This is a genomic window from Pedobacter nanyangensis (assembly GCF_003313505.1).
Classification (GTDB): domain Bacteria; phylum Bacteroidota; class Bacteroidia; order Sphingobacteriales; family Sphingobacteriaceae; genus Pedobacter; species Pedobacter nanyangensis.
This window is the reverse complement of the sequence record NZ_QMHO01000017.1, coordinates 1-22734: the sequence shown is the minus strand read 5'-3', so window position 1 is coordinate 22734 and position 22734 is coordinate 1. Positions and strand designations below refer to the sequence as shown.

The window sequence follows — 22734 nt, the reverse complement described above, 5'->3', positions numbered from 1 at the left end:
TATATAAAAAGTTATATATTTGTATATGTCGACAAATAATGAATTGTTCAAGGGTACGCTTCAAACTATAGTGCTAAAACTATTGTCTGAAAATGATAGGATGTATGGCTATGAAATCACCCAGAAAGTAAAGCAGATTACCAAAGGTGAGCTAATGTTGAAAGAAGGTGCTTTATATCCTGCGCTACATAAACTTGAAGCGGAGGGCTTTTTGGAAACTACTACCGAAGTAGTTGACAACAGGCTCAGAAAATACTATTCCTTATCGAGAAGCGGGAATAAGGAAATGGTTAACAAATTACAAGAGGCCAAAGATTTTATTGCCCAATTGCAATTGTTATTGAACCTAAAACCTACAACATGATACCCTAAAATGAAAATATTAACCGCCTAATATGAACCTAAGCAAAATACAATTAGAGAAAATAAGAGTCTATCTTGATGAGATTGGATTTAAATACATTGATGTTCAAATGGAGATTTTGGATCACATTGCTTCTGCAGTAGAAGAAAAGATGACGGAAGATCCCAATTTGGCATTTCAGGATGCCGTAAATCAAACACGAGTATCTTTTGGAAAGGCTGGCTTTACTAAAATTGAAAAATCAATTGTAAAAGGCTTGAATAAAAAATACTGGAAGCTCTTTTTACAGCATTTTTCCTCATTTTTTGGTATTAAATATATATGGGCTGTCTTTTTGTCGGCTTTTGGAATATATCAATTGCAAAATTTAATATCCAATAAAGATAATTTCTTTGCGGTATTTTTTTTAGCCTTCATTATATTTTTCGCCATACAGGCATATAGAGGTTTTAAGCCGTTAGCTTATAAAAGATACATGGTTTATAAGATCTCTGGCACGTATGCTGGATATTTTGGTTTATTCTTAATGATGGTTTTTCAGGCCATTGTCAAGCCATCAAGCGGTCTGTTGTTTGGCTTAAATAAAGGTTATCTAATTGTATCTATTTTGACTGTTCTTTTCGCTGTGTACTATATCGCTGCACTAAAAACGGAAAAAGACGGTGTTTTAGAGAGTAAAGCCATAGCTGATAAATTGAAGCTTTTATATAGCTAATAAAAAAATAAGCCCTCCAGCATTACGCTTCGGAGGGCTTTCTGATTTGATAAAAAACAAAAACTAAGAAAACTTTTATAAGATGTAATATGACCCTACGGGCGCCATATCTACATGGGCTTTGTCCTCGAAAAGCTTATGGTCGTCTAGCATCTGACAGAGGTCTTTTTCTATGGTCCTGCAAATCGTTGTAGTAGGGGTATCCGTAGGTTTGTTCTCAAACGGATCCTGCAAATGCACCGCCATTTTTTCTACCAGTAAGAAGAATACTGAAATGGAAATCACTACAGGAATCTCCATCAGGCCAAAATATTCGATCAATCCAAAAGGCAACATCATGATAAATAAAAAGATAGACATGTGGATGTATTTGCTATAGGTTACCGGAAAAATTGTTTTCTTGATCCGTTCACATCCACCCATGTGGTTACATAGTGCATTAAGCGTCTTATCTATTTCAATTTGTTGGTATTTGTTGATCCAACCTTCCTGTAAAGCTTTTTTCAGATCCATGGCGTGAAGTTCTAGTAATGCCATGGTAACATTGTTCTGTCTTTTAATGTAAGCGTATTCCTCGCTGGTCAGGTATCTTTCCAGTCCTTTGGAGGAGCTATAGCCTCTTAATGACTGGCTCAGGGCATAGCACCAGGCAATTTGTCGTTTAATGAACCTGTCTTTAAACGCATCCGTTTCCTCCAAAGCGTAGGGACTGTCTACAAATGACATGATTTGTCTTGCAAGTGATCTGGAGTCGTTTACAATGGCGCCCCACAAAATTCTGGCTTCCCACCAACGATCATACGCTTGGTTAGACCTAAAGGCCAATAGCAACGATATAATGGTGCCCAGCAATGCCGGAACAGCAATTGGAATAGAGATACGTGTAACGTGAAAATTTTGGTAAAGTACTACTACGCCTACTGAATATAGTACCACGAAAAGTAGTTCTTGCTTAATTTTCCCAAATATGTAGGTGATTGGTATGTTTTTTCGTAACAGCATGATATTGGGTTTTTAATGTTGATAATTTAAAACTAGGCACTAATCGTTTTGGCCGTTTTTATAGGCTGCATTTTAGTTTCGAAAAGTTCCTGTTCTTTGGCAATTACTTCAGTATCCAGTTCAAGTACTTGGCAGCCGCAGCGTGCGGTAAGATACTTAGGATCAATACTGTATTTGTTTATTGGAGCGAAATGGTGGTTTTGGGCATATACCACCAGGTCTATTTGTAAACCCTCGATAAGGTTCCTGAAGGCAGCGGCGGTGCTTCCGTAAAAAAATTCTATGCCAATCCCTTTGATTTTGTTCTCATATTTTGTGGTATAGAAATCAATTTTCTGGTTAAAATCATCGCTGATATGTTCATAATCACGGCTTCTTCTGCTTAGCATAAGCATATCTGTAATAGAATCAGATAGTTTGAAAGCATGCAAAAAGATCACGGTTACTTCTTCTAAGCCTTGGTGCAATGCAATGGCGTCAATTATTTTAGTACTTTCTACATTGAAATCTGTTGGAACTAATACTCTTTTCATAACCCTTATTGTTAAATGATCAAATAAATATTTGACACAATATTAGGGCAGAGAAATTATAGCCGTTTAAGAGCGAGATTAGAATGAGATTAGAATTTTAATTAATGGGCAGCATTACTTTAATTTCGGTTCCCAAACCCTCCTGTGTTTTAATGCCAATACTGCCTCGGTGTAACCTGATGATATTTAGGGATAGGGGGAGGCCTACACCATAACCTTTAAAGTTACTGGTGTTGGAAGCCCTAAAAAACGGCTCGAAAATATGTTGGATATCATCCTGGGGGATGCCAATGCCTTGGTCAACTACGGCAATGGACAATAAGTTGTTGTTGCTTTCCAGTTTTACGCTCACGGGCTTAAAATCAGAATATTTGCAGGCATTGCTTACAATATTGGTAATGGCCAATTTCAACAGGTTTTTGTTGGCCTTTAAGGTAACGGCCGCTTCATCTTCCGGTAGTTTGCTCAAATCAAGTTCTATCTTGCTTTCGGGATGTACCTGGTAAACGGCGTCTTTAATTTCCCAAAGTAGTTCATCAATCCTAACCTCCTCACGGGGCTGCACCTTTCCATTAAACCCAGATTGTGCCAAGCCCAGTAGGCTGGTCAAAATATGTTCCAGTCTGTCTGCTTCGCTTTTGATTTTGTTCAGTGCTTGCAGATGTTCTTTGGATCCCATTTCCGCATCCATGGCCAATTCCACTTCGCCACTAATGATGGTTAGCGGAGTCCTCAATTCATGAGATGCATTGCTGATGAAATTGTTTTGTGTCTCGAAAGCAGTTTCCAGCCTGTTAAGCATATTGTTAAAGGTTTGCGCCAGTTCCGACATTTCGTCGCCACCGTAACTTTTCACGTCAAGGCGTAGGTGCAGGTTTTCGGCCTTGATCTTTTTCATGCTCTTGATGATATTCCGGAGCGGATCAAGGGTGTAGTTGGAAAATTTCCAGCCTACAATAAAAGAAAGTATAATGGAAAGAAAAAAACCGGCAATCAGGATTTTTTGCAGATCTCTTAGCTCGCGGAAGCCAAAAGGATCGCTTGCGGCAATAATTACAATATAGCCTTGTTGGTTGATGTCAAAATACTTGCCGGCATAAAAATGGTTTTCCTTACGGTAACGGGCCATTTTCCCATCCTTAATCCGGTCATAAAAGCTTTTAGGTAGCGCATCGTCGGTATTGATGTTTGGGTGAGTATTGGTATCTGCTTTAATTACGTATTCTTTTTCAGAAGGCAGATGCTCCAGATACTGCCTGCGCATTTTGGAATATGCTTCGTTGTTTTCATCTTCTACCAATTTAATTTGGGCGGCGATGTTTACCCTGGCCTCTAAACGTTTGTAAAAGTCTTCAAAGGCAAATTCATTGGAAAAGTACCAAACAAAGCCACTTAACAGGGAAATGATAACGGCCGATAGAATGGCAAATAGTAGAGTTATTTTTTTGGCTATATGCATTAGGCTTCTTTCAGTACATAACCCAATCCAACGGCGGTATGTATTAATTTTTGGTCGCTATTTTTATCTATTTTTTTGCGGAGATAATTCACATAAACATCCACTACGTTGGTGCCTAGGTTAAAATCTATATCCCAAACATTTTCTAAAATATCAATTCTGGAAAGGATTTTCGATTTGTTTTTCGCTAAAAATTCAAGCAATCTGTACTCCGTTGCGGTAAGTGTAATTTCATTTTCGCCACGCTTAACGTTTTTTGCGGTAAGGTTAATCTGCAAATCGCTGATGCTGATGATTTGATCGGGGTTAACAGAACCGCTGTACCTGCGGAGCAACATCCTGATGCGGGCAAAAAGTTCGGCAAACTTAAACGGTTTGATCAAATAATCATCGGCACCATTGTCTAAACCCGCTACTACATTTTCAGTGCTGCCCAATGCCGTAAGCATGATAATGGGCACATTAGGTTTTTCTTTTTTGATGATTTTACAAAGCTCTAGCCCATTAATGCCTGGCAGCATAATGTCGAGGATGATGAGGTCGAAATGGTTTCCCAAAGCCATTTTTTCGCCCGTGTGCCCATCAGGGGCTACGCTTACCTTAAATCCTTCGGCGGCCAAACCGCGTACCACTACTGATACTACATTGGGTTCATCTTCAACTAGCAATAAATTCATCAGGGGCAAATAGTTTAAAAAAAAGCAGATAAAAAAATATTATTTGAAAATCGGCAGAAATTTTACCGTTCATTAACCAACAGTAATTGGAGTAAAAAGTTTGGCGCTACCACCAAAAAAAAGCCCTGCCGTAAAATGGCAGGGCCCAATATTTTAAATGAAATAAATTTATTTCTGCTCTGATTTTTCCTTTAGGGCTTTCAGTCCTTCTTCAAAATCTTTACCAATCATGGAATCCATGCTGTTGAAAACACACATCCATTTGCTGATGATGTTATGCTCACCGCTCATGGTCCACGTGACTTTGGTGCCATCTCCTTCCTTTGCCAAGTCAAATGCAACGTTAGCTAAGCTCTCAAAAGGCTTAATAAATTTTAGATCCATTTTAATTTGCTCCAAAGGTTTTACCGCAGTGATTTTCATTTCGCCTTCGCCCATTTTTTTGCCCGCCCAATGGTATTGATGCCCCACCTGCTCAGGCGTTCCGGTTACATTGTATTTTGTAGTGCTGTCCATTTTAGACCATGCATTCCATTGTAGGAAGTTGTTAAAATCCGCAATGTTTTTATATACCACGCTGTCCTTGGCCGCAATATCAATTGATCTGTGTACGGAGTAGGTTTTGGGAAGTAACGTGCCCCCAACGAAAAAGATGGCAATTAATACGATGACTATCGCCAAAAAGATTTTTAAAAATTTCATGTCTTTATTTTGTTTGATTACTTAAAGTTAAGGAATTTTATAATCAATTCACCGCCAGTTTTTTACTGTGCAGGTACCCCTTTTAAGTTTAAATCTTTAACACGATTTCTAATCTTTTGCATAAAGTTGGTCCCTGGGTCATTTTTAACTGTCTGATATTTGGGGTTGGTTTCTTTCCACAAGGAGGTACCCTTAAATTTTATGTACTCATAGTGCCCAATCAAATATTCGATCTTATATTTTTTGGAAAGATATCTGACCAGTTCTTCATTTGCTTTTAGCTGGGCATCGGTCAACGGAAAATCGGCGCTGCCTACATTTTCTATCCCAATGGCACAGTAGTTCAAACCAATTACGTGGCGTGCAAAATAATTGTCGGGCATGAGCCGGTAAATGGTGCCATCCCGATCAATCAAATACTGCGATGAAGTATTTAAACTGCTTACCACGGCAATGTCCTTTCTGTCGCCATTGGGTAGCTTTGAAGTATTAAAAGCATTGAAAGTAGAGGAAAAAGTTTTTGCCGCAGTCCAGTGCAATACAATCATTTTAGGCTGTATTGTGTGGGTATTTTGGATAATGCCATGCCTTTCTTTCAAATATTCAATGGAAAGCCTAACCCGTACGGAATCGTACGTAATGGGTTTGTCTATAATTTTTATTTCTTGGGTGAACCCTGGCAGAGCAATAAAATTCAGCATCAGGAACATGAATATTTTTTGCATAGTCAATTTGTATTAAGCCATTAAGCGATGAAGGTGATCATGTTTTTCTCGATTACTCTTGGTTTTAGATTGTTCTTCAGTCTTTGTAAAATCGCAATATCCTTTTCTGGTAATCAATTTTGCATTTAAATTGCATTAAGATATCCCCGCCAATGATGCCAGCAATAGAAGGTTGTCCCATTTGAATATAGGTGTCTGAAACACTTTGCAGGTCAATAGCTACCGTTTCATAGTCGGGTAATTTTAACTTTCCTATTTGCAGTAGCGGTATGGTGCCTACCAAAGTGGTGGTGCTGCTAAAAATGGTTGCCGCTTGCTGCTCTTGGTTTTCTTGTAAATGCGATATGTGTTTTTCGACAAGGCCTTTATCAAAAACTGAACGTGAAGCACCAGTATCAACCACTGCAAATTGTTTCTCTCCAAAAACAACAATTTCCACTAAAATGTGGAAACCGTTGTCTTGTAAGTTCACTAAAATTAAAGGAACTGAAATTGTCTTCATCATATTTTTACCATTAAGAAATCTAGGTCATTAAGCTTTAGTCCTTAATGTGCGTTAATTCCTTAACGTTTTTTATTTTAAAGTTTTCAGGAAAAAGCTGTATTGCCTGAATACTAAGCTTTTATAAAGATTATCAAAAAAGTCAGGTAACGATTTGGTAACGGTGCTTATTGCTTTGTTTTTCAACGTGTTTCCGTTAGCTCATAGCAAATATACAAAACTTAGCATATAACGACACATTGAATTTAATAATCTATGTGTCGTATATATTTTTTATAACTCTACATTTCTAAACGTTTAGCGCTATCAACATCAAAAGTTTCATCCGTTAATTCTGAATGCAGTCTTTTATTTTGTAATAACGTAAGTACAGCATCTAGTGTTTCCTCTGTAATTACAATTTGTCCCTCTTGAAATTCAATTCCCCAATTTCTTTGTTGGCTAATTAATCTGAGACGTTGTAAGTAATCATTGTTTTGATAATAGCCTAAATTTTTTATAGTGGCTATTTTTCGTAAGTAACGTTGATTATTACCAACCCTATTAGTAAGAATTTCTATATTGACAAATAGATTGATTTCCCGAACTTCTTGATATAATTCATCTGCTTTTGCTAACATTCCATTACGGAAATTAAGTCCGCTCTCAAAATTCTTCTTTGAAAGAATAAAAAGTGCTTCATTGAAATAAATCAAGTCAACAAAAGAAGATATACTGAAAACATTTTCTTCTTCTAAATCTTCAAAACGGTTTTCTCTGTAAAGAAGAGGAATTAATCCTCGGTCTCGTTTCATTTTCCAGTTTTCAGGTAATGTCTTAAACCCTACAACCTGAATTCCTTCTTCATTGCGTAGTATAATTAAATAGGCTTTTGCTTTAACAAGTTCTTCAATGTTTTCTATTATGTCTTCTTCAGGATTTAAATCTTGTAATTGCTCGAATATCCTGTAAAAGTCTGTTTCTTCATAATTGATTGCTCTTACTTGGTCTTCTTCTGGTTCAGGACAATCAAAGGTGTAGTCTTCAAATGTATTTGCTGAATTTATTTTACGAGTTACAATGTTCCGTAAACGAGTTTCTAAATTGGGGTTAATTTGTACGTAATTAACCATATACTTAGATTCTCTATTCTTTTTATACTCCTTAACAATTGCTAACGACACATCAGCATTTTGTAAATCAAGGTCTTTTAATGCTCTAAATTTCTGTCTCATCGTTAGCATTATTATTAATTTTCTTTTCTATTACTATATATAAAAATCTGGTTAGGCTTCGTATGTAAAAACGTTCATCGGTATACATTTCCTCTTTGCTTATTACGATGGTTGAGCAAGTTTTGCCGTCAAACTCATATTCTAAATCATAAAGGTTATAGCCAGCTAATAATAAGATAGGATTCATAAAAACGGATTTACTTTTGATTGTTAGCAACAGCATTAATAATAAGAAAATACTTAATGAAATCATATCTTCGATTTTAGATAGATCAAAACTGAAAAAGGAAACTATATAAGGGATAGTATAATTGATTAAATCAACAGAACGGTTCTTAACTGATTTTATCTTTACAGGCATATTACCCCTCTTTGTGGAAGCAACCGTAAGAAATAACAATAATACACTCAATAAAGCAATGCCGAGCATAGTATAAATTGCAATTGGGTGCTTAAAATGATATGAACAATTAAAATCAAAATCCTTCACTGCCAAAATCAGGAACAAGGGCGAATAAGCACTTATAAAAAGTAATATTGCTGTTAATAATTTTGGTTTCATAATGCTATTTATATTTGACCCAATTTAATATTTTTTTATTCTTGTAACCATTTGATTTTTAAATTATTTTCATTCTAATACATATACCGATTTTTCTTCTAATTCAGCTTCAATTTGTGAAATTACTCCGTCAATGTCAGAGCCTTTTTCAAAGGCTAAAATCAGTTGATTTTCAAGTTGTGATGGTTTGTAAACCTTACCATTTAGCAGTTTAAAATGTTTATAGATGAAATTCTCTTCAATCGGTTTGACTTTATAAAACTGATATTTTTCATTGATAAAAGCTACTAACTTTTCTCTGAATATTTTCTGCGTATCTTTTTTAAAATTGTTTTTCAAAGTTGAATTTCTTGATAGATAGCCCGAAAGTACAAACAAAAAATTGATGTTGTATGATTGAACAAATAACGTATCCCTATCGAAAAGTCGGTTTTCGAAATGAAATTGCATTATTGGTTTTCCTGTCTCGTTCAAATATGATTTAGAAAAATCAAAATCTTTATTTACAAAGGCAGAAATGAAAAAATTCGGAGTGATGTTATATCCTTCCGTTTCGTTTTCTCTGTATCTTATTCTTTGGTCTAAATCTCCTTTATTAAATAAATCAATATTATACTGAATTACATTTCTGGCATAAGTAAATTGTTTTGCCTTTGAATTTTTCCCTACGCTATTTTGAGGTTTATAATATTTACTGTCTCCAACAAAATAGATTTCATCTTCAATCAGAAGTGATTTATATTTGTAAATATGGTCAACCTGTTTTCCGTCAGCGTGATTTTTTAATTCGGAAAATAAGGTACTATCTCCGATTAAATCATCAATCATATCCTCGAATACAATATTAAAATCCTTGATTAGAAGAATTTCTTCAATTTGTTTCTTAGATTGGGTTCTTTCACTTCGTTCAAAGTAGGTAAATAGCAAATTGTACAAACAAATCATTTTGTCCGAAAAGTATTTGTACTTAATATTTTTCAATAATCTGCATCCTCTTCTTAAAACCGTCTCAAATTGATGCCCTTTAATTAGAATATAATTTTGAGGGATTTGAAAATTAAACGCATACTTTTCTTTAATGTGATTTAGCGTTGAATAAAAAAGTATGAGTAACTCTTCGTCATCATTTACTCTTTTTCTAGTTGTTGCTAAATCAACATAAATTGGTTGGTTATTATGAATAATTGGCTGTTTTTTATTAATAGTTTTATGCCAATTGATTTTGTTTTGTTGTGAGTGTGCTGTTTTTGCAATGAATGTAAATAAGTCCTGATTTTCCTTATGAAACCTCAATAAACTTAAAATAATATCAAGTTCAGTACTTGAATTTTCATCCAAATTGGTTACAATTTGATTGATAAATTGATTTTCTGAAATCGAATTGTAAAAATGCCTTTTATTGAATTGTTGAATTGCCCGATACAACCAAGTTGAAATTTCAAAAATCAGCTTGTCTTTTCCTGTTTCGGTTAATCTTTGTGTTGTTTCAAATGTTGGACTGATTAAGGATTCTGGCGTAAACTCATCAAAAGCTAAATTATGTTTATTGATAAAAACTTTCGGAAATATGATGACAACATCGCCTTTTCCGTCATTTATTTGCGGATTGAAGTAATACCCAACAAAGTTAATTTTTGATTCAATACCATTAATAGGGAAATAGTACCTTTCAGTTAAAACTTTTGAAAGGTCTTCCGTTTTGTAATGATATTCTTCAAATAATATTATCATTGTTCAGGTTCTAATCCGTTAAACTTCAAAAATGACAATACAATATCTGTTGCGTTGTCGTTATAAAGCGCTCCAAATTGGAAATCTATTGGATTATTTTCTTCAAGTTCATATTTGAAAATTGAACTCTGAGTTCCAAATTCATCCTTGTAAACTTCCGACCATAAATAAAACAAGACTTTAGACCTGAATTGGTCAAACGTTATGTTTTTGTCTTTAGGATTTACAAAGCGGTTTCCAAGTTGTTTGTCTTCACTACCTGTCAGTTCTTTAATTTTCGGATTGATATTCTTAATAAATTTCCCCCAGTTAAATGTACTATCTCCGATAATGATGTTTAAAGAATTCGCATCATCATAATTGATTGGTACAAACTCCCAATCCCAACGTCTTTTGAATGCACTATCCATTGGGAATAAAGATTGGTCAGAAGTGTTCATCGTTGCCAAAATATAAAGATTATTTGGCAGAATCATTTTATCAAAATCTTCTGTTTGAATTATCGCTTTGTAGCTTTCCACTGCTTTCGTATTGGCAGAACTTTCAAATACAAATTTTAGATAATTTGCTAAATCCTTGTCACAATTGATTTCATACTTTGAAAAGCCATTATCATCCCTATCTAAACATTGAAATAAGTCTCCGAAAATTTGAGCACAATTTCCCCTGTTAATTTCTTCAATGATTAGAAAATAGGGCTGTTCAGGATTTAACCAAGCATTGCAATATGCCTTTGTAAATGCTTGCGGAACAAATTCATATTTGATGTTGATTCCGTCCATTACAGGCTTATAACTTCCTACAAAAGAATGATAATCTGTTTCAGGGTGGAACGTTGTTCTTGTTCGATTATGACCATTTGTTCTCATTTCTATCTCTCTACTTTTTCCTGTTCCGGGAGAACCATAGAAAATGATTTGATGAGGGAGGTTTTCTATGTTTTCAGGAGTATTTGGTAGCTCACCCTCATTTTCTATTTCAACAATTTCTATAGATTTCGGAACTAAATCTAATTGATTTGAAACTTTATTTTTATATTGGGTAAAATCTTCTAATAAAGCCTGTTCTCTTAAACTAACATTATCGCCTTCGATTTTCAAATAAGGGTGTAGATTATGAGAAAAAAGTGATTTTAAATTTCTTAAAGTACCCTTAATCTCTTTTACGCCTTTTAAATCTACAACATCTGTGTCATTGTTTATTAAATCATAAATACCCTCTTGTTGGAAAAGAACTTCTGTATTATCATCTAACCAAGTTTTGTACAGCGTGTCTTCTGTGAATATTAATAAAGCGGATTTTAATTTAGCTTCTAAATTCTGATTTTCTGACTCGATAGGTTCATTAAAAATCCAACGATACAAAACTGTTTTTGAAAATTCGGCTACAGTATTATTATTGTCACTTAATATGGATTTGAGCAAAACGAGGTTCGAAGTAAAATTTAATGATTTAGGAACTCTAACTCCTCCCGTTCTTTCTTGACTTGAAGAGCTTGAATTTATAGCCTTTACTTTTGCTAATTTCCAAACTATTTGAAGAGAAACTTGTAAAGGCTCAAGTTGCATTGAAACTAAAGAGTTTTCAGTTCTTAATCTATCAATATTTTGTTCACTATAATTATCAACTGAAGAAAAGAAACTTTTCATCGAACTAATCAAATCATCCTTAATCTGAATTGTATTACCAGATTGAACAGTATAGTCAAGGTATTCCCTCTCTTCATTTATGAGATATAATACAATTGTTAAAGCAATTAGTTCTTTAGGCTTAGGTAATGATGAACCCACAGCCAATTTTGGGTCTATTGGAGTTCTCGTTTTTACATTATTTGGTAAGCTCATTGTCGTTATCTTTTTTAATTAGTTTGGCTATGGAATATGCTAATAAAGGAGGCACAGCATTTCCAACTTGTTTTAATTGAGATGATTTAGTTCCATAAAAAATAAATCTATCAGGAAAAGATTGCAATCTTGCGCCTTCTCGTACTGTAATACATCTGTCTAAAATTGGATGTGTAAACATTCCTGAAGATGGAGTATCAAATCTTGTTGTTATTGTTGGAGCAAATCCGTCTTCTTTAAGTCTAGTCCACGTACCTGAAAAAATAGATTTGGTCAATAATTCTTTAGGTAGAACTTCTTTCCCCATACCTTTCGGAATCATTGATAGCTTTTTCAAAGCCAATTCACTATGTTTTGTTGCCTGATGATTATGGATTTCTTTAGAACCTTTTCTCATTAGTTTTTGATAATCAGATAATGGCTCACAAGGATAATTATCAATTTCTCTTCCTTCCCCAGATTTAATTTTTGGTAAATCATAAATCGCATCAGCAACAGTTGTTTTCTTACCATTTGTTTTTGGTAACAATAACTTTTCTGTTCCTTTTTTTCCTAAGAAAAATGCTCTTTTCCGATTTTGTGGAACTCCAAAATCGGAAGCTGTTAGAATATCTACATCTACTTCATAACCTAAATCATTAAACGCACTAATAATCTCATTTTTAAAGAAACCATTTGATGTTGTGGTTATGTTAGGTACGTTTTCTAACAAAAAATATTTAGGTTTAAAAGCCTTAACAAATTCAATAAAATATCTAAAAAGATAGTTCCGTTCATCGTCCAAACTTAATCTTTTACCTTTTTGAGAAAAACCTTGGCAAGGAGGGCCTCCGATTACAACATCTATATTTTTATATTTCTTTGTCAAATCTTTTAGATTCAACTTTTCTATATCTGTAGAAAAAACATCCGTATTTGGGTGATTTAATTTATATGTATTTGCAATTGATTCATCGTGTTCAATTGCAAATACAGTTTCAAAGTTAGCCATTGTGAAACCAAAAGAAAGTCCGCCAACTCCTGCAAATAAGTCAACTACTCTCATTTTATAGTAATATCTTGAATTCTATTTTTAGAAATATTATAATATTCTTCATTCAGCTCAATTCCAATAAATTGCCTGTTATTTATTTCACAGCTTACTCCAGTAGAACCACTTCCCATAAATGGGTCACATACTACATCTCCTTCATTTGAAAGAACTTTTGTGAAATGATTTAAGACGTCTATTGGCTTTTGAGTGGGATGCTTACCAAATTTTTTCTCACTTTGAGTAGTTAAGGACGATTCTATAAAATCGTGAAGAACTTTATTGTCATTATTAAATGTACCTGTTGTTCCTTCATTGATAAAATAAACCCAAGCTTCGGTTGAATTTACAAAATGTAAGTTCATATTTCTTGGCATTGGATTCGTTTTATGCCAAATTCCTACAGTTTTATAATAGAAGTTATTTTCCTCTGCAAGATTGATAATAGATTCTATTTTCATCAAAGACATAAATAGCAACAAGCTCCCTTTTTTACGTAATATACGATTGCTTTGTTTGAAAAAAGCACTCATTTTCATTAACCATTCATCATATTCTAAATCGTCCCAACCTGCGTATGCAAATTGGTTCTCTCTCATCTTAATAAGGTTTGTACCTCTTTTGTGCATAAAAGAACCTAAGTTAAAAGGAGGGTCGGTAAGAATTAAATCAACACTCTCACTTTCAATATTTGACATTAGATCTTCACAATCTCCATTGGCAATTTTTGAATTACCAGTAATTGATTCAAATGGATTATTTACAGAAATATCAAGATTATCTGTAATTACTTTTTGGTTGAATAAATTATATCGAGGGTTATATATACCACTTGGTTCCTCAAGAAAATTATGCTTTCTTGCAGTTTCATTTAAAACATCTATGTTCTGAGTGTTTTTCATCTTTTTAATCATTTTTTCAAATATTTCACACTTTCTTCAGCTACCATCATTGCTAATAATGCATTCTTTTCATCTTTTACTACTTCACATATTTGGTCAGCTAACCATAGCGTTACTAATTCATCTGAATTTACATTCAGTATTTTAGCTATTTTCAAAACAGTTTCTTTTTTTGCTTGCCTTTCTCCACGCTCAATTTTACTTAATTGAGCTGTATCCATCTCTAATAAAGGTGCGAGTTCTCTTAGAAGTAATTTCTGCTTACCTCTAAGAATTCTTATTTTATGTCCAAATTTACTCTTCATTATTAAAATGATGACTTGTCATATATTGGCAAATATATCGAAAATGATATAAGCATCCTATCCTTTTACTGCGAATTTTTGGAACAAATGAATAGTGAAAAGATAAAGCTATATTAATTAATCTTTTGTACAAATGTGAAATGCTATTCTACATTCTTCTACCTTTCTTCTTTTTCTTCATTTGTTTAGCAAACTGTTCCTCCTCATAATCTTCTCCCTCCGTATTAGGTAATAGACTGAACAATCCCAAATCAGAATTAGACGAATGCTCATTTATAAGAAACTCAAAAAGGTCTTTTGTCGGTAGGCTCTCTATTTCATTTTCTTCAGAAATAGGACTGTTCTGTATCTTCAATCCAGGTTTGCTTCCGTTATTCCACCAATCATTGAACACGTTTGCAGACAAGTTTCTGTCTAATTGCGAACCGTTCCAAACACTTCGGCTTTGGTGGTCGATGAAAGTCATACCGTAAATTCGTCCGTCATTATTACGTCTTACAACGGTGTTAATACCCTGCTCGGATAACTGCTTTTTAAATTCCCTTTCGTTATTTGTGGTATGGATAGCAAGTTCCACCGTATTTTTTAGAACAGACCTTACAGGCGTGGTTTTCATTTTCGCTTTGGACTGTTCAAAATATTTTTGAAGTTGAGCAACGCCTGCGTCTTTTCCGAATAAAGATGCTTTGAACGGATTACTTACTTTGTTCCCATTTTCGTCCAATGCAACATACACCAAACCGTTTACGGTCTGTCCGTTCCGCTCGCCCTTAACTTCTTCTGCCGTGATATTGAATAGCGACAATAAAGCATTGTAGCTTCCCATAGTAGAAAAGTTATAATACTTTGGTAAATGCCGTACTACCGAAGCAATCTGACTTTTGATATCGCCATTTTTATGATTTACAGGCTTGAAAACTTTATTGGCTTGTTTCTGCTCTTGTTCAGTTGCCTTTTTCATATTATATCTCTGTTCCAAATCCCGACAGATTGCCATTGAGCGTGGATGGTCGTAATCATCGGGTATTTTCTTTCCGTCAATGCCTACACAAGTCGAAACGATGTGTATATGCGTTCTGTCAATATCCGTATGTTTGAAAACAATATAGGGCTGATTGCTGTACCCCATACGTTCCATATACTCCTGTGCCATTTCGGCAAACTGTTCATCGCTGACCTTATCTGAAGGATCTGGATTCAGCGAAATATGCCGTACCGTTTTTTCCGTTTTGATGTTTGCCGACAGGTACGGCTCAAAACACTTATTAAAATAAACTACAGAATACCTGCCGTCCACCGTGTCGGGTATCTTGTTCAGTAATAAAACCGCTCCGTTTTCTTTGTCCACTTTCTGCTGATTGTACAAAATAGCTCCATACATATTGTTTCCCTTTCCTATTTTTGCAATCATTTTTCTACTCTTTATTTAGATATTTCTTTTCAAATTCCTGTGTCAAACGGATGACTTCTTTAGTAACTTTTACCAATTCTATGGTTTCTTTTTCCAATTTATAGAGGTATGCAGCTGCTTTTTTATCCGAAAAATTGGCGTTTAATAACTTCACAATCTGATTGTAATTGGTAGCTATTCCCCGAAATTGACCAAAAAATCGGGTTAACTTTTCGTGATACTCTATTGCATTCATATCAATTTTTACAGTCTTAACCGTCTTTTGAAAGATACAGGCTGTAATAAAATGAGCGATTACCTTCATTTCTGACTGGTCAAAAAGGGCAAGGAACTTGGCATTGTCTTCTGCATTCAGGTTAATAGAATACCGATTGACGGCAGGGTCAATCTTTGGTTTTCTTCCTGTTTTCCTAATCTGTTTTGTGTTTCTCTCTTCCATAATAATCCATTTTAATATTAAGCAAACGGGCGACTTCGGAGCCGTTTCCAGCCCCCTGCAAGGGCAAGTACTTTTGAGGTGCCGAAATTCATTTCGAGTACCTCAAAAGATAACTTGCTCTGAACAAGGGTTCAGAAAAATCCGTTTTGCAAACGGATTGGAGTTAGCAGGGAAAACCCATAGCTTCCATTACAAATTTCGGCAAGACTATTTGAATAACAGTTATTTATAACAATGACAATGAACGCCAAATGATGCCACTGAATACCACCTTAAGGCAGATTGGGACTGCTTTTATTTCCTTTGTATATGGCTAGCTAGCTGATTGGTTATATCCTTAATGAAGTAACTAAACAGCATAAATCCCGACAGCAAATCTGCAGACGAATTACAGATTTTTGAGTTAATGAACTACCCAATTAAGGGTATGCAGGTGCTTAGGTAGATAGGTAGATACAACAGTATATACAGTTGATTGCTTAGTTAACCAAACAGCTAATTGGATATAATATTAAAAATGAGAGACATGATACACGAAGAAAACAAAAATCAGCAACCCGAAAAGGAGGATTTCTCTATTGAAAATTTCCTAACTGATGAAAAGAAAGAACCTGAACAAGAGCAGAACACTTTACCGCATAGGGATGACCTTACTGCCATCGAAACAGGCGAAAAATCTGTAGAAACAGAAAATACAAAACCGATTGCAGGCAACACCAAAAGAACCGTTTCAAAACCAAAGAAGCTGACGAAAGAGGATTATTGCGTAGAGTTCTTTAAAATCCCTAAAAGGAATGCAAGCAAAGGCAAATCGGTCTATGTACGGCAGGAACACCACGAAACATTTAACAGACTAACCAATATTATGGGAATTGACAAGCTTACGATTTATGCGTATTTAGATAACATTATCGAATACCATTTTCAGGAGTTTGGGGAATTGATTAGCGAAATCTACAACGAGAAACACAAACCGCTGTTTTGATTATGGTGTTTTGTCAGGTGCGATGCGTTGCTCCCTCTTAAAATTATTTTCCAAAAGAAAAAAACAGAAAAAAAAGAAAGCCATTTTAACAAGGCGGACAGGCGGAAAAACCAAAAGGAAACGGAATAAGTCCCGAAGGGTGGCAGGGCACACAACAAACTCGGAGAAGCCACCATATTTGCCCTGCCATTATGCCGTAGTCTTTTGGTTGGGTGGTACGGTGGCTGTCCGCCTTATCTTTGCTACCTTTTTATTGTTTTTTAATCAATTCCAATCAAAAAAAGGGTACAAAAAACATGTAAAGGCTAAGGATAGGGTGTTTTTTGTATGCTTTCCTTTATCCGTACAAAACTCTTTAAATGTGTGAGGGCTTTGCAAGGAAAATTTAAAGTGTTTTGAGGATTACTTTCTATTCATATTGTGCCAATATAAGGCAAATACTGCCATATAATGCCAAAAGAAAACAATACATTCCATTGTGTTCTATATTGGGGGAAAATTTTGAACCTATGGCACAAAAAGTAATACCTGACAAAGAGCAGAAAAAGAAAGAACAAATCAGAAAAAAAGAACATAGTCCTTTGATACAGGTTGATAAACAGAGCGACCCGATTTCCAATTTCATCGCTAATTTAAAACGTCAGTTCAGGGAAGCAAAAGGCTTAATAGATTGGAACAGACTATTCGGGGGAAAACGTACTGAACAACAAAAGCAGACTTCCGAACCTGAAAGCATAATAGGTGCGACAAAAACGCTTATCCGTTCGGACTTCAAAAATGAAGAAAAAAATCAGGCTATACAGACCAATAAAAAGCCTGCTTTAAAAATGGACAATACAATCATAACGCAACAGTCTCGTCCTAAAAGTAAGAAACCAAAGTTAGGATTATAGCCTAGTATTTGGCAACTGTACGCCAAATACCGCCATCGGATGCAACATTAAAATGACCTATGTGAATAGCTTTTATTTTAGAGGTTTAAATGATGCAGATATGGAAATAACAGTTTTAGACATTCAGATATTGAAAGCATTGCATAGGGAAGTTAAGGAAGTTTCCAATTTGATAGCGGAAATGACTACACCCTACAAAGCACTGCAACAGGCAACGAAATGGCTCGACCAACAGGAAGCCTGCCAATTGCTCAACATCAGCAAAAGAACGTTGCAGACGTATAGGGCAAAAGGCATTCTTGGAGCAACGCAAATTAATCGGAAAACGTATTTCAGATTATCCGAAGTGGAGTTACTTATGCAGGGAGAGCGGCCATTAAAAAAGCAAAAGAAATGAAACAGATTGGAAATTCAAACGAAGATATGCTTGCCTTGCTCGAAGCTGTGGTAGGCATCAAAAACGAACTGCTGTATATCAGGGAATATTTCCACCCACTCTTAAAAGGGGAAATCTACCTTTCGGGCGAACAGGTTTGCGAGATGTTGCATATCAGCAAACGGACGTTGCAACAGTACAGAGATGACGGACTGATACCTTTTATCAAGCTCGAACGGAAAATTTTGTTTCGTGAAAGCGATATTATTAAGGTGTTGGAAGATAACTATCAGCGTTAGCTGATTGTGTGAAACTGTAACTGTATCGGTCAATTAAAGAAACAGCCCACTGCTTAAGCAGTGGGCTGTTTTATTTTTTTAGATATCTGTTAACCCTGTTTTATTAATTTCAAATAACCCACATTTTTTAATGGGTTGCTGTTTTTGAAAAGAAGTTCATTACAAATACGCCTGATACTATCAATATAATTCCAATAATAGCAGGTAAGTCTAAAGATTGCTTAAATACCACAACAGAGATAATTGCAGTTAATACTATCCCTAAACCACCCCAAATAGCATAAGCAATTCCTAAGGGAATATGTTTTAATGCTTGTGATAAAAAGAAAAAACAGACGATATACGCAATAATTGTAATGCTTGTTGGAATGATTTTAGTAAATCCGTTGGATGCTTTCATAAAACTTGAACCGATAACTTCAAGAATAATCGCAAGTGCTAAAAATAGATATTTCATTTTGTTTCTGATTTAGAACGCAAAATTACTTAACCATTTAATGCATTTTTTTGACTTACATCAAAATCGACTTCTTATTCTGCTTAAAGTTTCTTGAGTAATTCCAAGATAAGATGCAATATGTCCTAAATTAATTCTTTGCACTATTTCTGGGCTTTTGTGAATTAATGCCTTATATCTTTGTTCTGCGCTTTCGGTATGTAGTGCAATTATCCGTTCTTCTAAAATTTCACAAAGTTTTTCTGCAATTTTTCGCCCAATCAAATTTAATTCGGGGTATGTTTTGTACATATCGTTCAAGTCATCACTGGAGATAGAATAGATAATGCTGTCTTCCAAAAACTGGATATATTCAAAGGACGGTTGATTAAAATATAAAGGTAAAATAGAACCTATCAACTCATTTTCCATCCCAAACCAAGTATTCACTTCTTTATCTTCTTTTTTAAAAAATGCCCTAATCAATCCTTGTTCAATAACAAAAAGACTTGAATTGATTTGTCCTTGCTTTAAGAAGAAATCCCCTTTTCTTTTTTGAAAGAGTTTAACACGAATATTGAAATCGGATTCTATTTCAGATGATATATTCCCGTATGTTTTAAATTGAGTAATTAAAGGATTCATTTTTTAGCAGTTCTACTCGCTAAAGTACAAAAAAAAGCCAATTCAGTCTATAACATTGGCTTTCAATAATCACTTTGGTGGTTTCAGAGCTGTGAAATAAAAGACTGCTCCATACCCTTAAATTTGTGCGATACTTTTTGCATATCCTTTCCGACTTTCTCGTTAAGTATCTTGGCATAAATCTGTGTGGTAGCAATATTCTTATGTCCTAACATTTTGCTCAAACTTTCCAACGGAACGCCCTCGCTCAAAAACAACGTGGCAAACGTATGGCGTGCCAAATGAAAAGTTACTTTCTTTTCTTTCAGACAGTCAATCTGTTGGGATATTCCTTTTAATCTATCGTTACAGGAACTGTTAGACGGAACAGGAAAAACCCTGCCGTCCTTTGACAGCCCTGCATACTTTTCGATAATCATTTTGGGAATATCCAATAGCATTACATTAGACGATGTGGCTGTCTTTCTCCTGCGGACGATAATCCATTGATTGCCGTCAAAAAACTCCTGAATATTGCTGTTTTTAAGTCCTTTTATATCCGAATACGAAAGCCCTGTAAAGCAACTGAAAACAAACAGGTCTTTAACCAATTCGTCTTTCTTTTTTTCGCAGTTGAACGTTACAAGCTGTTCCAATTCGTTCCGTAGCAGATAGCCACGGTCTTTATCCTTTTTGGTATTCTTGTACTCGCTGAACGGATTAAAAGCAAGATGCTTTCTGGTCATTGCCAATCGGCAAAGCGTAGTAAATCCAATCATATACAGCCAAATGGTGTTGTGTGTTAAACTTTGGTCGTCACGCAGGTAGTAATCAAAGTCCTGCACAAAATCAGGTGTAAGGTCGTTAAAGGACACATCGGAATAGCCGTATTTTGTAAGTGCAAAATTTCGAAGATGTTTCAAAAGTATTTTGTATTTACTGCGTGTGCCATTTACCCGAAGTCCACTATTAACCTTTTTCTCATAGTCCAATAGGAACTGTTCATAGAATTTGAAAAAGGTCAGTTCTCCGCTTTCCATCCCAAGAACGGCATTTTTAAGTTTAGCACTGTTTACAGCCCCCTCATTCTTTAGAATTTTGGAATAGCATTCCTCAATACCCGAACGAATTTTGTCAAGTTTCTTGTTTGTGTCTTGTGCTTCTCGGCTTTTACCTAAAACCCTGCCGTACTTCAAATCCCAATTTGTTGCGGAAATATCCAGCTTTGTACTGAATGCAGACTGTTTGCCGTTTACGGTAATTCTGCACATAACCGTAACTTTTCCGTTTTTCTTTGGGGCGTTCTTTTTAAGGTAGAACAATACCTTAAATGTTGATTTTTTTGTCGTTTCCATACTCACAATTCTTAATGATAAAATTAAACCTATGTGAGCTACGGAACAATATGAAAAACTATGCAGAAAGCTGAAATACAGTATTTTAAATGATTGTTTATAATATGTAAAAGTAACGTTTTAGTAACCTTACTTTTGCCAAACCTCGCTTTTTACTGCTTTTTACCTCATTACCAAAAAATCATAAAACGGCTGTAAAGCCTTTATTTACAACCGTTTTGCCTGTTATTAATCTTTGATGTATTTTTACTGAAACTTTATTTTAAACTAACTTCATTTCGGCCAGTACATTGTTCATGTTGCGTACCGCATCGGCGCTTTTGTTAAATGCCGCTTGTTCCTTTTCGTTTAATTTGTAGTCAATGATTTTTTCCCAACCATTTTTCCCAATAATTACAGGAACACCCAAGCAAATATCATTCTGACCGTACTCACCTTCGAGGGCAACACAGCAAGTGAACAATTTCTTTTCATCTCTTACGATGGCTTCTACCAAGGCCGCACCAGCTGCACCAGGAGCATACCAGGCCGAAGTACCAAGCAGGCCAGTTAGGGTAGCGCCGCCAACCATGGTATCTGCCGCTACTTTTTCCAAAGTGGCTTCATCTAGCAAATCAGTTACGGGCAAACTTTGGTAAGTTGCATATCTGGTTAGGGGAATCATGGTGGTATCGCCGTGCCCGCCCACTACAAAGCCTTGTAAATCATTAGGGTTGCAGTTAAGTGCCTGGCTTAAATAATATTTAAAACGCGAGCTGTCCAAAGTGCCACCCATGCCAATAATTCTGTTTTTAGGTAGTCCGAGTGATTTCAGCGCCAAATAAGTCATGGTGTCCATGGGATTGCTAATCACAATGATAATGGCCTCCGGGGAATATTTCAGGATATTTTCGGCCACACCTTTTACAATGCCTGCATTAATGCCAATCAGTTCTTCTCGGGTCATCCCGGGTTTACGGGGCAAACCCGAGGTGATTACGGCAACCGCCGAACCGGCCGTTTGGCTATAATCATTTGTTACACCTTTTATTTTGGTATCGAAGCCCAGCAAGGTTGCTGTCTGCATCATGTCAATGGCCTTACCTTCGGCAAAACCTTCTTTGATATCTAATAATACTAGTTCTTCTGCTAATTCTTTCCGTGCAATGTTATCTGCACAGGTGGCGCCAACGGCACCAGCACCTACTACTGTTATTTTCATGCTATATAATTTGGTTTTAATACAAGCGAAGCAACCTAAAATAAATACGACTGCTTCATTTAGAGTAATTTATGGGTGTAACACTTAAAGAATTTTTACGAAACTAAGGTATAGATTTGTATCAGCTAAACAAATATTTTTTCCATTTGCGTGCATTATGTTGTGCAATTGCTGCAAAATCAGCGTTTAAGCGCCGTTATGGCCATTTGTATGCCCATGTTTTTCAGTTTTTTAGAAAATCAATTGCATTTTACATCGCAAATGAAATTCAGCTGGCGGTTTTAATTTGCACTGCGTAACCTGGGCCAGGTGTTAGCTCCTGTGCCTTAGGTTTTGAGCGGCTGTTTTTGGCACAGCGGGAACACCAGCTTGCCGAAAGTAGCAGAGGTGTTTGTGAGCTAAACCTTATTGAAGCGGCAGCTCCAAGGCGAGTTTACGAGCTTTGGAC

The 22734-nt window shown here is 35.5% G+C and carries 26 protein-coding genes; 6 read left to right on the top strand and 20 right to left on the bottom strand.

Annotation, left to right across the window (positions count from 1 at the left end; all coding sequences use genetic code 11):
- Window positions 1–25 precede the first annotated feature (25 nt).
- Together DUT71_RS18770 and DUT71_RS18765 are read left to right on the top strand one after the other, a co-directional pair.
- On the top strand, window positions 26–364 hold the full coding sequence (locus DUT71_RS18770) for a PadR family transcriptional regulator (protein WP_113664083.1): 339 nt from the start codon (window positions 26–28) through the stop codon (window positions 362–364).
- Window positions 365–395: 31 nt separating this feature from the next.
- Entirely contained in the window at window positions 396–1079 is a 684-nt protein-coding gene (locus DUT71_RS18765; protein WP_113664082.1) for a hypothetical protein, read from the top strand.
- A gap of 75 nt (window positions 1080–1154) precedes the next feature.
- Here DUT71_RS18765 and DUT71_RS18760 read toward each other — a convergent pair whose 3' ends face one another.
- The 16 genes from DUT71_RS18760 to mobA form a co-directional block, all read right to left on the bottom strand.
- Window positions 1155–2081 carry a bestrophin family protein gene (locus tag DUT71_RS18760; RefSeq protein ID WP_113664081.1) on the bottom strand — a complete coding sequence of 309 codons (927 nt, stop codon included), beginning with the start codon at window positions 2079–2081 and terminating at the stop codon, window positions 1155–1157.
- A 32-nt stretch (window positions 2082–2113) separates the two neighbouring features.
- Window positions 2114–2614 (bottom strand): hypothetical protein, encoded by a 501-nt coding sequence (locus DUT71_RS18755; protein ID WP_113664080.1) that lies wholly within the window; start codon window positions 2612–2614, stop codon window positions 2114–2116.
- A 97-nt stretch (window positions 2615–2711) separates the two neighbouring features.
- Complete coding sequence (locus tag DUT71_RS18750) at window positions 2712–4073, bottom strand: sensor histidine kinase (RefSeq protein WP_113664079.1); 1362 nt, start codon at window positions 4071–4073, stop codon at window positions 2712–2714.
- Window positions 4073–4750, bottom strand: a complete 678-nt coding sequence (locus tag DUT71_RS18745; RefSeq protein ID WP_113664078.1) for a response regulator transcription factor — start codon at window positions 4748–4750, stop codon at window positions 4073–4075. The genes DUT71_RS18750 and DUT71_RS18745 overlap by 1 nt, the downstream gene beginning before the upstream one ends.
- 168 nt (window positions 4751–4918) lie before the next feature.
- The gene (locus DUT71_RS18740; RefSeq protein ID WP_113664077.1) at window positions 4919–5452 is read right to left on the bottom strand and encodes an SRPBCC family protein; all 534 of its coding nucleotides are present in this window, start codon (window positions 5450–5452) and stop codon (window positions 4919–4921) included.
- Between the two features lie 62 nt (window positions 5453–5514).
- A complete protein-coding gene (locus tag DUT71_RS18735; RefSeq protein WP_113664076.1) occupies window positions 5515–6177 on the bottom strand; it encodes a peptidoglycan recognition protein family protein in 663 nt (220 codons plus the stop codon).
- Between the two features lie 76 nt (window positions 6178–6253).
- On the bottom strand, window positions 6254–6682 hold the full coding sequence (locus DUT71_RS18730; RefSeq protein ID WP_240186988.1) for an aspartyl protease family protein: 429 nt from the start codon (window positions 6680–6682) through the stop codon (window positions 6254–6256).
- A gap of 278 nt (window positions 6683–6960) precedes the next feature.
- The gene (locus tag DUT71_RS18725) at window positions 6961–7893 is read right to left on the bottom strand and encodes a Kiwa anti-phage protein KwaB-like domain-containing protein (RefSeq protein WP_162796121.1); all 933 of its coding nucleotides are present in this window, start codon (window positions 7891–7893) and stop codon (window positions 6961–6963) included.
- The gene (locus DUT71_RS18720; protein WP_113664073.1) at window positions 7877–8455 is read right to left on the bottom strand and encodes a hypothetical protein; all 579 of its coding nucleotides are present in this window, start codon (window positions 8453–8455) and stop codon (window positions 7877–7879) included. Before DUT71_RS18720 ends, DUT71_RS18725 begins: the two co-directional genes overlap by 17 nt.
- Window positions 8456–8524: 69 nt before the next feature.
- Window positions 8525–10186: an LlaJI family restriction endonuclease gene (locus DUT71_RS18715; RefSeq protein WP_113664072.1), complete on the bottom strand. Its 1662-nt coding sequence runs from the start codon at window positions 10184–10186 to the stop codon at window positions 8525–8527.
- Window positions 10183–12030, bottom strand: coding sequence for an McrB family protein (locus DUT71_RS20410; protein WP_205313994.1), 1848 nt, complete (start codon window positions 12028–12030; stop codon window positions 10183–10185). The genes DUT71_RS18715 and DUT71_RS20410 overlap by 4 nt, the downstream gene beginning before the upstream one ends.
- Entirely contained in the window at window positions 12014–13075 is a 1062-nt protein-coding gene (locus DUT71_RS18705; RefSeq protein ID WP_038333205.1) for a DNA cytosine methyltransferase, read from the bottom strand. Before DUT71_RS18705 ends, DUT71_RS20410 begins: the two co-directional genes overlap by 17 nt.
- Complete coding sequence (locus DUT71_RS18700) at window positions 13072–13962, bottom strand: DNA-methyltransferase (protein WP_201772824.1); 891 nt, start codon at window positions 13960–13962, stop codon at window positions 13072–13074. Before DUT71_RS18700 ends, DUT71_RS18705 begins: the two co-directional genes overlap by 4 nt.
- An 8-nt stretch (window positions 13963–13970) precedes the next feature.
- Complete coding sequence (locus DUT71_RS18695) at window positions 13971–14267, bottom strand: helix-turn-helix domain-containing protein (protein WP_038333201.1); 297 nt, start codon at window positions 14265–14267, stop codon at window positions 13971–13973.
- Window positions 14268–14415: 148 nt separating this feature from the next.
- The gene (gene mobB / locus DUT71_RS18690; RefSeq protein ID WP_113664071.1) at window positions 14416–15678 is read right to left on the bottom strand and encodes a conjugal transfer protein MobB; all 1263 of its coding nucleotides are present in this window, start codon (window positions 15676–15678) and stop codon (window positions 14416–14418) included.
- Window positions 15679–15682: 4 nt separating this feature from the next.
- Complete coding sequence (gene mobA, locus DUT71_RS18685) at window positions 15683–16117, bottom strand: conjugal transfer protein MobA (RefSeq protein ID WP_113664070.1); 435 nt, start codon at window positions 16115–16117, stop codon at window positions 15683–15685.
- Window positions 16118–16643: 526 nt separating this feature from the next.
- Here mobA and DUT71_RS18680 point away from each other — a divergent pair.
- The 4 genes from DUT71_RS18680 (at window position 16644) to DUT71_RS18660 (ending at window position 18670) form a co-directional block, all read left to right on the top strand.
- Window positions 16644–17102, top strand: coding sequence for a DUF3408 domain-containing protein (locus tag DUT71_RS18680; protein WP_113664112.1), 459 nt, complete (start codon window positions 16644–16646; stop codon window positions 17100–17102).
- Between the two features lie 509 nt (window positions 17103–17611).
- A complete protein-coding gene (locus tag DUT71_RS18670) occupies window positions 17612–17995 on the top strand; it encodes a hypothetical protein (protein WP_078677548.1) in 384 nt (127 codons plus the stop codon).
- A 100-nt stretch (window positions 17996–18095) separates the two neighbouring features.
- A complete protein-coding gene (locus DUT71_RS18665) occupies window positions 18096–18392 on the top strand; it encodes a helix-turn-helix domain-containing protein (protein ID WP_031504736.1) in 297 nt (98 codons plus the stop codon).
- Window positions 18389–18670 (top strand): helix-turn-helix domain-containing protein, encoded by a 282-nt coding sequence (locus DUT71_RS18660; protein ID WP_034979496.1) that lies wholly within the window; start codon window positions 18389–18391, stop codon window positions 18668–18670. Before DUT71_RS18665 ends, DUT71_RS18660 begins: the two co-directional genes overlap by 4 nt.
- 127 nt (window positions 18671–18797) lie before the next feature.
- On the opposite strand, the gene DUT71_RS18655 is transcribed toward DUT71_RS18660, so the two are convergent.
- The 4 genes from DUT71_RS18655 to mdh form a co-directional block, all read right to left on the bottom strand.
- Window positions 18798–19127, bottom strand: coding sequence for a DMT family transporter (locus DUT71_RS18655; RefSeq protein WP_113664068.1), 330 nt, complete (start codon window positions 19125–19127; stop codon window positions 18798–18800).
- 60 nt (window positions 19128–19187) lie between these two features.
- Complete coding sequence (locus tag DUT71_RS18650; protein ID WP_113664067.1) at window positions 19188–19751, bottom strand: Crp/Fnr family transcriptional regulator; 564 nt, start codon at window positions 19749–19751, stop codon at window positions 19188–19190.
- Window positions 19752–19834: 83 nt separating this feature from the next.
- Window positions 19835–21085 (bottom strand): site-specific integrase, encoded by a 1251-nt coding sequence (locus DUT71_RS18645; RefSeq protein ID WP_113664066.1) that lies wholly within the window; start codon window positions 21083–21085, stop codon window positions 19835–19837.
- Window positions 21086–21347: 262 nt separating this feature from the next.
- Window positions 21348–22286 (bottom strand): malate dehydrogenase, encoded by a 939-nt coding sequence (gene mdh, locus DUT71_RS18640; protein WP_113664065.1) that lies wholly within the window; start codon window positions 22284–22286, stop codon window positions 21348–21350.
- Between the last annotated feature and the right edge of the window lie 448 nt (window positions 22287–22734).